The sequence below is a fragment of the Alteromonas sp. MmMcT2-5 genome, assembly GCF_022348315.1.
Lineage (GTDB): Bacteria > Pseudomonadota > Gammaproteobacteria > Enterobacterales > Alteromonadaceae > Alteromonas > Alteromonas macleodii.
In genome coordinates this window covers 1-13,665 of sequence record NZ_JAKRFB010000039.1, presented here as the reverse complement: position 1 = coordinate 13,665, position 13,665 = coordinate 1, and the positions used below count along the sequence as shown (strand labels likewise).

12 protein-coding genes are annotated in these 13,665 nt (G+C 45.5%); 4 read left to right on the top strand and 8 right to left on the bottom strand.

Annotation, left to right across the window (positions count from 1 at the left end):
- Positions 1-5 precede the first annotated feature (5 nt).
- Genes MHN09_RS15335 through xdhA form a run of 7 tightly spaced genes read right to left on the bottom strand, consistent with a single transcriptional unit; the run spans position 6 to position 8,189 of the window.
- Positions 6-1,265 carry a urate hydroxylase PuuD gene (locus tag MHN09_RS15335; RefSeq protein WP_239241347.1) on the bottom strand — a complete coding sequence of 420 codons (1,260 nt, stop codon included), beginning with the start codon at positions 1,263-1,265 and terminating at the stop codon, positions 6-8.
- Between the two features lie 47 nt (positions 1,266-1,312).
- The gene (gene guaD / locus MHN09_RS15330; RefSeq protein WP_239241345.1) at positions 1,313-2,605 is read right to left on the bottom strand and encodes a guanine deaminase; all 1,293 of its coding nucleotides are present in this window, start codon (positions 2,603-2,605) and stop codon (positions 1,313-1,315) included.
- A 5-nt stretch (positions 2,606-2,610) separates the two neighbouring features.
- Positions 2,611-2,937 carry a hydroxyisourate hydrolase gene (gene uraH / locus MHN09_RS15325; protein ID WP_014976192.1) on the bottom strand — a complete coding sequence of 109 codons (327 nt, stop codon included), beginning with the start codon at positions 2,935-2,937 and terminating at the stop codon, positions 2,611-2,613.
- A gap of 58 nt (positions 2,938-2,995) precedes the next feature.
- A complete protein-coding gene (uraD, locus tag MHN09_RS15320; protein WP_239241343.1) occupies positions 2,996-3,499 on the bottom strand; it encodes a 2-oxo-4-hydroxy-4-carboxy-5-ureidoimidazoline decarboxylase in 504 nt (167 codons plus the stop codon).
- Positions 3,489-4,388: a xanthine dehydrogenase accessory protein XdhC gene (xdhC, locus tag MHN09_RS15315; RefSeq protein WP_239241341.1), complete on the bottom strand. Its 900-nt coding sequence runs from the start codon at positions 4,386-4,388 to the stop codon at positions 3,489-3,491. The genes uraD and xdhC overlap by 11 nt, the downstream gene beginning before the upstream one ends.
- Entirely contained in the window at positions 4,385-6,751 is a 2,367-nt protein-coding gene (xdhB, locus tag MHN09_RS15310) for a xanthine dehydrogenase molybdopterin binding subunit (protein WP_239241339.1), read from the bottom strand. The genes xdhC and xdhB overlap by 4 nt, the downstream gene beginning before the upstream one ends.
- Positions 6,744-8,189 (bottom strand): xanthine dehydrogenase small subunit, encoded by a 1,446-nt coding sequence (gene xdhA, locus MHN09_RS15305; protein WP_239241337.1) that lies wholly within the window; start codon positions 8,187-8,189, stop codon positions 6,744-6,746. Before xdhA ends, xdhB begins: the two co-directional genes overlap by 8 nt.
- Positions 8,190-8,597: 408 nt before the next feature.
- Here xdhA and MHN09_RS15300 point away from each other — a divergent pair, with 408 nt between their 5' ends.
- Genes MHN09_RS15300 through MHN09_RS21480 form a run of 3 tightly spaced genes read left to right on the top strand, consistent with a single transcriptional unit; the run spans position 8,598 to position 10,360 of the window.
- A complete protein-coding gene (locus MHN09_RS15300) occupies positions 8,598-9,242 on the top strand; it encodes a TetR/AcrR family transcriptional regulator (RefSeq protein ID WP_239241335.1) in 645 nt (214 codons plus the stop codon).
- 1 nt (position 9,243) lies between these two features.
- Entirely contained in the window at positions 9,244-10,173 is a 930-nt protein-coding gene (gene puuE, locus MHN09_RS15295) for an allantoinase PuuE (RefSeq protein ID WP_049588806.1), read from the top strand.
- 52 nt (positions 10,174-10,225) lie between these two features.
- Positions 10,226-10,360 (top strand): hypothetical protein, encoded by a 135-nt coding sequence (locus MHN09_RS21480; protein WP_275446548.1) that lies wholly within the window; start codon positions 10,226-10,228, stop codon positions 10,358-10,360.
- Between the two features lie 541 nt (positions 10,361-10,901).
- Here the strand turns inward: MHN09_RS21480 and MHN09_RS15290 are convergent.
- Positions 10,902-12,233, bottom strand: coding sequence for an NCS2 family permease (locus MHN09_RS15290; RefSeq protein WP_014949076.1), 1,332 nt, complete (start codon positions 12,231-12,233; stop codon positions 10,902-10,904).
- Between the two features lie 322 nt (positions 12,234-12,555).
- Here MHN09_RS15290 and MHN09_RS15285 point away from each other — a divergent pair, with 322 nt between their 5' ends.
- On the top strand, positions 12,556-13,554 hold the full coding sequence (locus MHN09_RS15285; RefSeq protein WP_014976199.1) for an adenosine deaminase: 999 nt from the start codon (positions 12,556-12,558) through the stop codon (positions 13,552-13,554).
- Positions 13,555-13,665 lie beyond the last annotated feature (111 nt).

Here is a 13,665-nt window from a genome sequence, read left to right as displayed (position 1 = left end):
CCATTCTATTTTTGTCTTTGAGCGAACCAGCGCGCTATTTCCTGACGCTCTTCGTCTGTCATTTTTGTCTTGTTTAAAAATGGCATGTCTTTGGTCACAGTGGTTCTTCGAACCACTTGTGGCGCAAACCTTTCAATATCTTCCCATGTATCTAATACTACGCCTAAAGGCGCGACTTTAAAGATATCGTCGGTTGGCGTGCGCGAGTGGCAACCCACACAATGGGTTGTAATTAAGCTTACTACTCGCTCATTGCTTACTTCAGAACTCGCTTGGGCGACTGCATTGTTAGCCGTTACTTTTTTACCTACTTCATCGACAAGGGTCACATCTTCATGTCCTTCATTCGATGTATGTGATGGCGACTGTGGCCATGACACCCACAGGGCGATTGCTAGCATGGCGACTGCGCCAGACACTAAAATACCAGGTTTAGTGGTGCCTACATGACGCAAGTTAAAGAAATGACGTATCCAAGCGGCAGCGGCCATTATCGCAATGAGTACCAGCCAATTTTGCGGGTGTTGATACGTCATGGGGTAATGATTTGAAATCATGATAAACAGCAGTGGCAGCGTAAAGTAGTTATTGTGTACCGAACGCAATTTAGCGCTCGCCCCCCAATTAGGATCAATATCTTTCTTATCGGCTACAGCTGCTACCATTTTGCGCTGGTTCGGCATGATGTTGAAAAAGACATTTCCTGCCATGATAGTGCCAATAAGCGCACCAACGTGAATATAGGCACCGCGACCGCTAAACCATTGGGTAGACAGGTAGCTGACAATACAAACAAGCGCGACTAATCCAATACCGAAGGCGAGTGGATATTTTGCCAATGGGCTGCGACAAGCAAATTCATATAAGGCTAGTCCGCCAAAGATTAACCCTAAACCTAAAGATATTGCCGTGGTAGGTGACATGGCATTTACCGAAGGGTCGATAAGATAAGCGCTAGCACCAAAGTAATAAACAATTATGAGTAGTGCGAAACCCGATAACCACGTGGTATAGGCTTCCCACTTAAACCAGTGCAGTGTTTCTGGCATTTTCTCTGGGCCATAGGCGTATTTTGCGACCTCATAAAAGCCGCCACCGTGAATAGCCCATAAGTCGCCTTTGATACCTTTGTCCTGTTTCCATTTAGGTGGCGTGCGTAGATTGTTATCCAACCAAATGAAGTAAAACGACGCGCCAATCCACGCTACACCCGCTACAACGTGGAACCAACGTACAAATAAACTTATCCAATCTAGCCACGGCATTATTGTTCTCCTTATTTAGGGCCAAAAAGCCCTACAGCAGCCTGTTATTAATGATGTTCTTTTTTATAGCGGCAGGTGCCGCTTATCCACGTTTGGTCGATAGCGCGGTCATCACCTAAAATACTCAAGGCAAAAAACACATCGTCAAAGTCCGCGTCTTCTTTTATTCTCAATTGTGTCAATTCGTCAAACCTAGGCTCAACAACGATAAAGTCAGCAGTGGTGCCTGGGTTTAAGTTGCCTATTTCATGATCAAGCGCATGAGCTACGGCCGCGCCTTGGGTCATAAGATAAAAGCCTTCTAACGGGCTGATGGGCTCGCTGCGCAATTGACTAACCTTGTATGCATCGCCGTAGGTTTTAAACATGTTAAACGTAGTGCCTGCACCCACATCGGTGGCCATAGCCACATGGACCTTGTTAGCACGCGCTGCGGTCATATCAAAAAGGCCACTTCCTAAAAACAGGTTAGATGTCGGACAGAAGGCTACCGTAGCGCCGCTTTCGCCTAAGCGCGCCCATTCGTTAGGCGTAAGATGAATGCCATGGCCAAACACCGCACGTTCACGCACAAGGTTGTAGGTGTCATATACATCTAAATAGCCGTCCGCTTTAGGGAATAAGCTCTTCACCCATGCAATCTCGTCTAAGTTCTCAGACAAGTGTGTTTGAATGAAAACGTCGGGATACTGCTTGGCAAGTTCCCCTAATGCAGCAAGCTGAGCTTCAGTACTGGTTGGGGCAAAACGGGGCGTTAGCGCATAGCGGTTGCGGCCCTTGTTATGCCAAGCTTCGATTAATTCTGCACTGTCAGCTTGTGCTGTGTCGGCGCAGTCATTAAGCGCACTAGGGCAATTCCTGTCCATACATACTTTACCGGCCACAATTGCCATATCAATTTCGCTTGCTGCACTAAATAATGCGTGGCTACTGCTTTTATGAACCGTAGTAAAAACAAAACCTGTGGTAGTACCGTTCTTTAGCAATTGGCGCAAAAATACGTTAGCAATGGTTTTAGCGTGTTCACTGTCAGCAAACTGCATTTCTGTGGGAAACGTATAGTTTTCAAGCCAGCTCAACAGCTGTTCGCCATAATGAGCTATGCTCTGTGTTTGCGGATAATGCAGGTGGCTGTCTATTAAACCTGGCAAAATCCACTTGCCTGAAAAATCTGTCACAGTGGCAGCAGGGTAGCGCTTTGCTATCTCTTCAAATGTGCCAATGTCTTTTATTTCTTTATTGTCTACTAACAAACCACCGTCTTTGAATATAGCGATGTCATTATCGAACTGTGTAGTTTGGTTAGGAAAGTGCGCAATGCTTGCACGAAAAAGCTGCATGTTTGTTAGCTGCCCCTGTAGCTGCTGAAACCGAATGGAGAGATAAGAAGTGGCACATGATAATGACCGCCATTTTCATCAAGTTCAAATGTAATATCAATGTGTGGGTAGAAACTTTTGCCATGCGTTTCTACAAGGTAAGGCTTGCAGTGAAAGCGCAGGGTATAAACGCCTGCGGCAAAACCGTCTTCAACGCCCCAGTTGTTAAAACGCCCGTCATTATCCGTTTCACCCGAAAGGGTGCTACCGTCAGGTAGTGTAAGTGTAAGGGCAATGCCTTGTGCTGGCTTACCTAATGTAGTGTCGAGTACGTGGCTAGAAAGCGTATTCATACTGTTTTCCTTAAAAACTATTCAATGCGTATTGACTATTTTTTTGAAAATACGGGGGTTAATCCAGCGCTTTGTTAATACGCAATAGGGTTATCTTTATTTGCTCTGCAGCAGCATTGGTAATCTCTTGCTTTGTGGTATTGGGTAGCCTAGCTTGTAATGCTTCTAACATAGTCTGCGCAGAAAGACCGGTGGCACAAATAATAAAGATAAACCCGTGCTTGTCTAAATAGGCGTGATTGGCTTCTTTTAACTGGTGTAAAACGGCTTCGGACGCGCTGGCTGTACCCGACTGCTCGCCCGCAGCAATGGCTTTGGTATTTGCAAACTTTTTGCGCAACGAATCAACGTCGCCAATCATGGGGTGTGCCGTAAAAGCTTCAAGGTAGTCGTCATCACTGCATTTGGCCCACGCGCTCTTCGCTTGATTAACAAGTGCGTCCTTGTCGCTGTAGGGGCGTGCTTTTACCATTTGATAAATCCAGGTTTTCGCCGCGCAGCATTGCTCAAACCAAGAAGACGCCTCTTCAGCGCTTAGCGTATTTAATTCTTTAAGTATCACTGATGGTGTCCTTTTCTTTGTGAAACGCTGTAGCGGGTTTCTCACTGTATTTGTTACTGTTGCCTGCCGTTACTTCTTTTACATGAAGACGCTCGATAATTTGCGCAGATATAGAAACGGCAACTTCAATTGGTTGCTTGCCAGGAATATCTCGGTTACCTATTGGCGTAAATAGCCTTGCCAGCGCGTTGTCGTCAAACCCACGCTGAGTCAGCTTGGTAATAAAGCGCTTTGCTTTGGTGTCTGAACCAATTAACCCAACAAAGGGAAGGGAAGGTTGCTTTAACGCCTGCTCTGTAATGCGATAGTCCAATTGATGATCGTGGGTGAGTATAATCAGCCAACTGTTCTCATCAAGGTGTCTAACTTCGCTCTCTGGTGCTTCTTCCACGACTTTGTGCACGTTGGCTGGCAAAGACGATGGAAACAGTTCCTCGCGACTGTCTACCCACGAAATGCGTACAGGCAATTGAGCCAAAATAGGCACCAGTGCTTTTGCAACATGGCCTGCACCAAAAATGGCGATGTGCTGCTGATGAACGTTACACACGTCAAATAGCACCTTTACCGCGCCGCCGCAGCACTGTCCTAAAGAACTGCTCAACGGGTAGCTGTGAAGTTCAGTGCATGCTTCGCCTTTTGCAAGGTACTCTCGTGCGCGGGCAATGGCATCAAACTCAAGGTGCCCGCCGCCAATGGTATCGATGCTTTGTGAAGCGGTAACCACCATTTTACTACCGGGTTCACGAGGCGTAGAGCCTGCAGTGCCAACCACAGTTACAAGCACATAGCCTTCATTACGCGCTTGGCATTCGGCTATTGCCTCATGCCAGTTCGTTGCGCGAAATGATTGGGGGGCGCGAAATGACGTTGCTGACCCGGGTGTCATAGCGCACCGCCTCGGCAATCAGATTGCTGTATAGCAGTTACCGCGTTTAACACCCGTTCTGGCGTAGCTGGCGTGTCTAACTGCGGGTCAACGGTATAACCAGAAAGACTAGAAATGGCATCTTTAAGCGCACACCACACTGAAATGGCTAGCATAAACGGTGGCTCACCCACGGCTTTTGAGTGGTAAATGCTGTCTTCAGCGTTCTTTCTACCAAACAGCTTCACATTTAACTCTTTTGGCGTATCGCCAATGGCTGGAATTTTATAGGTCGCCATATTTTCACTTATCAGCTTACCCGTTTCATTCCATTTAAGGTCTTCTGTGGTAAGCCAGCCCATACCTTGAATAAACGCGCCTTCTATTTGGCCAATATCAATGGCAGGGTTAAGACTGTTGCCAACATCGTGGAGCACGTTAACTTTATCTACCGTATATTCACCGGTAAGTGTGTCGACAGAGACTTCGCTCATTGAGACGCCATAAGCAAAGTAGAAAAACGGACGGCCTTCACCGGTGTCGCGGTTATACTGTAATTTTGGGGTTTTGTAGAAACCGCTTGAAGACAAAGATACACGAGCAAAATATGCTTGCTGCACAAGCTCGGTAAAGGTAATTTTGTGCTCATCCAATACCACGTGCTCATTAATGAACAGCACGTCGCTAGCGCGGCCCTCTAGACCTAAGCTTTTAGCAAAGCACTCGGCCAAACGGGCTTTTAGCGTAATACACGCATTTTGTACGGCTTTTCCGTTTAAGTCAGTGCCGCTTGAAGCTGCTGTTGGTGAAGTGTTAGGTACTTTGTCAGTGCGTGTTGCAGTGACTTCAATCATATCCAAATCTAGTCCAAATTCATTGGCTGCAATTTGGCCTATTTTGGTGTGAAGCCCTTGGCCCATTTCAGTACCACCATGGTTCACCTGAATACTACCATCAGTATAAATGTGCACTAAAGCGCCAGCTTGGTTTAAATGCTTCGCGGTAAATGAAATGCCAAACTTAACAGGCGTTAGCGCTAAACCTTTCTTAATCACCGGGCTTTCGCGGTTAAACGCTGCAATAGCTTCACGGCGCTTCCAATACTGAGCGGTTTCTTCTAGCTCGGCAATCATATCGGGCAGAAGGTTATGTTCTACCTTCATTCCGTAGGGGGTAAAACTACCTGTCGTGGGGCCGTATAAATTACGTTTTCTTACCGATAGGGGGTCGCTGCCAATAGCACGGGCAATTTTATCAATCACGGCTTCAGCCATAATCATACCTTGCGGTCCGCCAAAGCCTCGATAAGCGGTGTGCGATACCATATTGGTTTGCAATCTGTGGCCAACAATGTCGCTATCACCTAAGAAATAACCGTTGTCCGCATGGAACATGGCTCTATCGACAATGGCGTCAGATAAATCAGGCGAGTGCCCACAAATACCATTGATTGTCATGCGGGTGGCTTCAATTTTACCTGTCTCGTCAAAGGCCACGTCGAACTCGTTTTCGAACGGGTGACGTTTGCCAGTAACATGCATATCGGTGAAGCGTGGTAAGCGAAGCTTAACCGCACATTGATTGCGCGATGCCAGTAAAGCCGCTATACAGGCCCATTGCGCGGCTTGCGTTTCTTTTCCGCCAAAGCCGCCGCCCATACGTCGCATGTCTACCATTACACGGTGCAATTTTACATATAGCACTTCGGCAACGAGTTTTTGTACCTCACTGGGATGTTGACTAGACGTATAGATTTTCATGCGATCTTCTTCATCAGGGATCGCAAGGCTCACTTGTCCTTCTAAGTACATATGTTCCTGTCCACCAATACTGAGCGTGCCATGTGCTTGGTGGATCGCTTTTTCAAATGTACTTTCAACGCGGTCAGTGTGTTGGCCAAACCGATGTAGGGGACGCACAAACGTTTGCTGCTGGTGGGCAGCTTCGGCACTAAGTATAGGTTTGGCTTCACTCACCTCTACTTTCCCTTTTAGCGCAGCTTGTCGGGCAAGGTTTATCGAAGTGGCAAGTACTGCAAATACAGGCTGACCGAAGAATTTGATTTCGCCATTAGCAAGTAACGGATCGCCTTCGAATACAGGTCCAATATCTTTATGGCCAGGCACGTCGTCAATCGTAACCACATCTACAACGCCTTCACTTTGGCGAACAGCGTCAAGATTTATCGAGTTAATCGTACCTTTTGCGCATTGGCTTACACCAACTGCAGCATAAAGAGTGCCTTGAGGTTCAATAACATCGTCAACATAGTTGGCGCTGCCCTGTACTTGGCGTGTTGCGCTCTCGTGCTTTTTAGATACGTGAACGACACTTTGCTTGTCGTTTTGTTGCAGTGGATTAGGGGCATCAATTAACTTACGCATGCTGCACCACCCGTGTTTCAATTTGGTTTGCTGTTTGGTTCTCTAACCAGAAGCGATGCCACAGGTTAGCTAAAACAGTTTTACGGTATTGGGCTGTAGCGCGCACATCATCGATAGGTGAAAATGCATCGAATAAGACTTGTTTGCCCAACGTTAAACATTCGTTGCTAGCGAACTGCTTACCTTTCAAAACGTTTTCTAACGCATTGAAGGTTGACGGAACTGCTGCTACGCCACCAAAGCCACTGCTAATGGCTTCTACCTTGCCGTTGTCGAGTGTGACATTAAATACGGCGCATACTGCAGAAATATCATCTTCAAATCGTTTCGATATCTTATATGCAGCTAATGTTTGATTGGGCTGTTTCAATGGTATTTCTATTGCACTTATCCATTCATCTTTCGCCAGCATGGTCTCGCGATAGCCTGTGAAGAATGTGCTAATTGGGATCATACGAACGCTCTCGCCGTTATCTAAATGCAGTATGGCATTCAATGCGAGTAAAAACGGTGGCATATCACCAATAGGGGAAGCGTTAGCCACGTTACCGCCAATGGTAGCCTGATTGCGGATAGGCAACGAGGCAAATCGGGTAACAAGCTCAGCCACTTGCGGAAATGCATTTAGTAATAAAGGTGCCGCATCATTTAGCGGTACAGCTGCACCAAGAATAAGAGAATGCTCGCTTTTGGTGCATTGTTTTAGTGCATCAATATGCGTCACACTGATAAGCGTTTCTACATCTTTTAGCTGTTGCGTGAACTGAAGGCTTAAATCCGTGCTGCCAGCGACTAGCTGTGCAGTTGGATGCGCTTGAATCAGAGTCTTCAGTTCTTCGCGAGACGTTGGCGTATGGATATTTCCCGTACCAGTGGGCTTCTCACCAGATAATGATAGCAATGTAGAAAGGGTAGCAGCTTGGCGTGCAGTGAATTGATCATCAGGTGTTTGTTCGCACACCGCCATCGTAGCATCGATAATAGGGCGGTAGCCTGTGCAGCGACATAAGTTGCCTGATAAAGCGTGCAGCACATCGTCGCGATTTGGTTTTGTATTGCTGTGATATAGGGCAAACATCGACATAATAAACCCAGGCGTGCAAAAGCCACACTGAGAACCATGGTGATCAACTAATGCCTGCTGTACAGGATGTAAGTGTTTACCATCGTTTAAATGCTCAACAAATAAAAGCTGCTTCCCATGAACTGTACTCATTAGCGTGATGCAGCTATTCACTGTTCGATAATTAAGTTCTGCAGCGCTATTTGAAGAGGCTGGTTCCACAAGTACTACGGTACATGCACCGCAGTCTCCTGCTGCACAGCCTTCTTTTGTGCCTGTTTTTTTGCGATGTTCGCGAATAAATTGTAGAAGGGTGAGGTCGGCCCGCGCTTCATTTAATTCAACGACATCGTTATTTACTAGAAAGCGAATCATACTCACACCTTCTTGTTATATTCATTCTTGTATTCATTAATATAGCTGTATTTTTTCAATAAAAGTAGACCATTTGGTCAATTTATTGCTTATAAAAAAAGGCCGAGTTCTAAAAGGCCATGATTTTGCGCAAATTTGATTGGAAAAAAAGAAGTGATACCTTTCTATTTTTCTTTTGCTAAGCACTACGTCGATTTGTTAATAAAGAATAAGGCAAGATTCGTGCAAGGTTTTGAACTATTCGCGTAATTCGTGTTTTAGTATGGTTAACACTCCCTGCATAGGGTATGTATGATCTATAAGAGCATAGCAACTCGTCGGCAATAAATGCTAACCTATCGAAAAGGCATGCAGCATTTATACTGCCCGTGCGCTTGCAAAGTAGATTGCAAAGGAATTTTAATAATAATGATGAAGGTAAAAAGTGCTGACGCTGGCGTTGGCGCTATGAACAGAAGAAAAATACTCCAAGCCGCTGAAAAATGTTTTGCACAGTTTGGCTTCAAAGGTACAGCAGTACAAAAAATTGCTGATGAAGCAGGACTTCCTAAAACCAACGTTTTGTATTATTTCAAAACAAAACAAGAGCTCTACGTAGCGGTACTAGAAGAAACCCTCTCGCTGTGGAACTCACGTTTTGATAAAGCCACAGTAGAAGATGATCCTGCCGAGGTACTCGCCAATTATATCGCCGAGAAAATGGAAGTGTCGCGAACGCATCCAATGGCCTCTAAGATCTTTGCGATGGAAATTATCAATGGTGCACAAAACTTAAGTGGCTACTTTGATGAAGAGCATGCGCTTTGGATGAAAGGGCGACTTGCGGTTATTAATGCATGGGTAAAGGCCGGCAAACTGCCACCTGTTGAAGGTGAATATTTGCTTTACACTATTTGGGCTAGTACCCAGCACTATGCTGACTTCTCTGCGCAAATAACCCGTCTACGCGGTAAAAAGATGACAAAATCAGATTTTGAAGACGCTACAAAACAAGTGGTAAAACTCGTGCTCGGTGGCTGTGGGTTATCTGTGCCAGAAAACTTCGAGGTGTAGCATGACAGAGTCTGTTTACCCTCGTGATCTGATTGGTTATGGTCAACATGTACCTCATGCTAAGTGGCCGGGCGACGCAAAAATCGCGATTCAGTTCGTATTAAATTACGAGGAAGGTGGCGAAAATTGCGTGCTTCATGGTGACGAGGCGTCGGAAATATTCCTATCGGAAATTATCGGCGCACAAGCGTATAAAGATCGCCACCTCAGCATGGAGTCTATTTACGAATACGGCAGTCGTGCAGGGTTTTGGCGTTTACACCGTTTGCTTAATAAATACGACATTCCTGTTACTGTGTTTGGCGTCACTATGGCTATGCAACGACACCCTGACGCCGTAAAAGCCATGATGGATTCAGGTTGGGAAATCGCCAGCCACGCCATGCGCTGGGTGCATTATCAAGACATGGACGAAGAGCAAGAGCGTAAACAAATTGATGAGGCGATTATTCTTCATGAGCAGTTAACGGGCAGTAAACCTGTAGGTTGGTATACAGGAAGAACGAGTCCGAATACGCTGAAGTTGATTGCAGAGCGCGACGATATCTTATATTGCGCCGATTCATATGCTGACGACTTACCTTACTACGACTGCCATTACAGCAAGCCGTTATTGATGGTGCCGTACACATTAGACACCAATGATATGCGCTTTGCCACGCCTCAGGGCTTCAACAGTGGGGAACAGTTTTTCACCTACTTAAAAGATGCGTTTGACGTGTTGTATGAAGAAGGAGAAGAAGCGCCTAAGATGCTATCTATCGGCCTTCATAATCGCATAATAGGACGGCCTGCTCGACTCGCCGCACTTAAGCGCTTTATCGAGTACGTTAAGTCTCATGATAAAGTATGGCTAGCGACACGAGAGCAAATTGCCCGTCACTGGTTGGAGCTTCATCCTAAAGATGGTGGTGACAAGCCGCGTACGTAGCGTTTACAGTACGCCTACTATATTTGAAGTACAGTAAAGTGAAGAGACGAAAGTGAAACAAATGGAGCGCTATCGCCTTCACTTAATAAAGGACAAAACCATGAAAACAAAACTAGCCATTATTGCCCTTGGGGCGCTAGCGCTGACAGCATGCTCAAAGCTGACTAAAGAAAACTATGATAACTAAGGGGCTGTTATCCTTTTCTGTGCAGTTTTGGTCTAAATGGAAGCCTTTTAATCGCGAAACAGTCCTGCAGGCCTAGTGGGCTAAGTTAAAGGGCTGTGACAAAGAGTAAAAGGCCTCCATGACGACCCCTCCGGGCAGCGCCTGTATGTCATCTATACTGCGTTGAATGTTTTCGATTTAGGCCCACTAGACCTTCAAACATCCTCCTTGTCTAGATGACATACAGACGCTGCAAAAATGCACAGAAAAGGTTAACAGCCCCTAATATGGGTATGTCTCAGGACGAAGTTGAAGCAATTCTGGGTTCAGCTGACAACTGAGGAAAAACAATGGGTACCATGGCATGTACATGGGGCAATGAAGACAGTAAGCACGTTAAAATCGTATTTATGGGTGATAAAGCCGTTACCTTCACTTACGATGGATTGAAGTAAACGTATATCTTTTTCACTTGCCTAGTTTAATAAGAAAGGTGGCGTTGAAAGCCACCTTTTTTGTATCTAAAGCGTTAACTTACAGGCACGCAATAAGCGCCGTTGAATTATTTTAAATCCAATAAGTATCGTAATAAGAAAACAATCGCTAGTGCATAAGTGAGCGGTGTTACTTCTTTAAATTTTCCCGTACCTACCTTAATGCCAACATAAGTAATAAAGCCAAGGGCAATGCCTTCGCTAATGCTGAATGTGAGCGGCATGGCGATAAGTGCAACAGAAGCAGTGGCTAACGCACCTAAGTCGTCGAAATCAACCTGTCGAATCGATTCCATCATTAAAATACCTACCATCAATAGCGCTGGCGTAGTGGCCATCAGCGGGATAACTTTCATTAGCGGTGTTAAAAATAGCGAGAGTAAGAAGCAGACAGAAACCACTACTGCGGTAAGCCCGGTTCTGCCGCCCGCCGATACGCCTGTAGCGGACTCCACATAGCTAGTTACTGGAGATGTACCCACTAATGCGCCAGCAATACTCGCTGATGCATCGGCTGTCATTGCTGAGCCAATTTTCGGTAGCTTGCCTTCGGGTGTAAGTAGATTGGCTTTTCGAGATACGCCGATTAAGGTACCTATGGTATCGAACATGTTCACAAACATAAGTGCGAAAATGAGGTCCCACGTTTCAGCAAGGTGATCGATTGGGTACCAAAAGTCCATTGCCATAAAGGTGTTTGAAATAGATTCTGGCATGCCAACTACAGCAGAAGGCGTTGCAGTTAAGGTACCGTTTTCAGTGGGGATAAAAGCACCAATTAAGGTGAGTGTTACGATAGAGATTAAGATAGCGCCTGTAACGCGTTTCACCATAAGAACGATAGTAAAGATAATGCCGATGAGCGCTAACATTACTGCTGGCTCAGAAAGGTCGCCAAGCTGTACGAAGGTTGCAGGATTATCAACAATCAGCCCCGCATTTTTAAGGCCGATAAAGGCAATGAATAAACCTATGCCACACTGCACGCCGATTTTGAGAGAAGGAGGTATAGACTCGGCTATTTTGGTTCGAACTCCGGTGAGAGAAAGGAGTAAAAAGAGAATGCCGTTCCAGAAAACAATACCAAGCGCTGCTTCCCATGGGATTTCACGACCAAGACAAATGGTAAACGCGAAAAAGGCGTTCAAGCCCATGCCTGGGGCCAACGCAATAGGGTAGTTAGTCATTAGCGCCATCATTAAAGTGCCAATACACGCCGCTATTGCTGTCACTGTAATTAGGCCCTCTACGGGCATGCCACTTAACCCAAGAATACCTGGGTTCACCACGAGTATATAAGACATGGCTGCGAACGTAGTAAGTCCTGCAATGATCTCTGTTCTTACTGTTGTTCCGTGTTCCTGCAGCTTAAATAGCCGTTCGATTACGTTGTTGGACATCAAGAGTTCTCTGTTAGTATTTCATTGTGTGTTTTGTGCGTTGAAAGCAATAAACTGACCAATTAGTCAACTTATTGGTGTGTTTTGTGCTAACTTACTTTTCAGTACAATGACTAATTAATAGCCATTGCGTGACTCAAGGTCACTAGCCAGGCAGCACAAAGCCAGCCAAACGGTTAGTAATCAACATAGATGAAGTCAAAAAAACCGCAAACAAAACCTAAATGAGCAATAGAACTCGTTTACAGATAGCATTAAAGATAAACTATTACGCACCAATTAAATGCCATTGCATTGTTGTGGTGCAAATAAGTGAGGGGCCATGTCGCTGTCATCAATAATTAAAAACATTCCAAAGGCCGAACTGCATCTGCATATAGAAGGTAGCTTAACGCCTGAACTCATGTGGCGCCTAGCTGAAAAACACAGTGTATCACTTCCTTATGCTAGCGTGGAAGAGATAGAAGCGGCGTATAACTTTGAAGATCTACAAAGCTTCCTTGACTTATATTATGCAGGGGCGGGCGTGCTTCGCGATGAGGATGATTTCTTTGCCTTAATGTGGGAATACTTAACGCGGTGTCATGAGGACAATATCGTCCACACAGAAATTATGTTTGATCCGCAAACCCATACAGAGCGTGACATAGGTTTCGATATTTTCATGCCAGGCTTTTTGAAGGCGATGGAAAAAGCAAAAGATGAATACGGTATCAGTAGCTATTTAATCATGTCTTTCCTTCGCCATTTGCCAGAAGATGCTGCCTTCGATACGCTTTCTGCAGCAGAGCCTTATTACGAGCACATTACAGCGGTAGGGTTAGATAGCTCCGAACTTGGTCATCCGCCGTCAAAATTCGAACGCGTATTCAAAAAAGCCAAAGCGCTGGGATTTAAAATTGTCGCCCATGCTGGAGAAGAAGGACCGGCATCTTACATTTGGGAAGCCATCGAGCTATTGGACGTTGATCGTATTGACCACGGTGTACGCTGCCAAGAAGATGAAGCGCTTATGGACCTCTTGAAAGAAAGACAAATTCCACTCACTGTTTGTCCGTTAAGTAACCTCAAGCTGTGTGTGATAAATGATATGAAAGACCACAATATTGTCCAGCTTCTTGATGCTGGGCTTCTGGTCACGGTTAACTCTGATGATCCTACGTATTTTGGTGGCTTCTTAAATGACAATTTTGAAGCGTTGCACCAGTCGCTGGGTATTGACGAAAAAACAATTCGTACGTTGGTAGCAAATAGTTTCAAGGCAAGTTTTTTACCGCAGGAGCAGAAAAACCAGCTCGTTGAAAAGGTTCTTTCAGCCTAGGGCCTGTTGACTTTTGGTGTACGAATTTTGGTCTAAATGGAAGCCTTTTAATCGCGAAACAGTCCTGCAAGCCTAGCGGGCTAAGTTAAAGGACTGTGACAAAGAGTAAAA

Excerpts from the sequence above, each read along its gene's own strand:
- puuE (WP_049588806.1), top strand. The coding sequence starts at position 9,244 with ATGACAGAGTCTGTTTACCCTCGTGATCTGATTGGTTATGGTCAACAT.
- guaD (WP_239241345.1), bottom strand. The coding sequence starts at position 2,605 with ATGCAGCTTTTTCGTGCAAGCATTGCGCACTTTCCTAACCAAACTACA.
- MHN09_RS15300 (WP_239241335.1), top strand. The coding sequence starts at position 8,598 with ATGATGAAGGTAAAAAGTGCTGACGCTGGCGTTGGCGCTATGAACAGA.
- xdhC (WP_239241341.1), bottom strand. The coding sequence starts at position 4,388 with ATGACACCCGGGTCAGCAACGTCATTTCGCGCCCCCCAATCATTTCGC.
- MHN09_RS15335 (WP_239241347.1), bottom strand. The coding sequence starts at position 1,265 with ATGCCGTGGCTAGATTGGATAAGTTTATTTGTACGTTGGTTCCACGTT.
- xdhB (WP_239241339.1), bottom strand. The coding sequence starts at position 6,751 with ATGCGTAAGTTAATTGATGCCCCTAATCCACTGCAACAAAACGACAAG.
- MHN09_RS15290 (WP_014949076.1), bottom strand. The coding sequence starts at position 12,233 with ATGTCCAACAACGTAATCGAACGGCTATTTAAGCTGCAGGAACACGGA.
- MHN09_RS15285 (WP_014976199.1), top strand. The coding sequence starts at position 12,556 with ATGTCGCTGTCATCAATAATTAAAAACATTCCAAAGGCCGAACTGCAT.
- uraH (WP_014976192.1), bottom strand. The coding sequence starts at position 2,937 with ATGAATACGCTTTCTAGCCACGTACTCGACACTACATTAGGTAAGCCA.
- xdhA (WP_239241337.1), bottom strand. The coding sequence starts at position 8,189 with ATGATTCGCTTTCTAGTAAATAACGATGTCGTTGAATTAAATGAAGCG.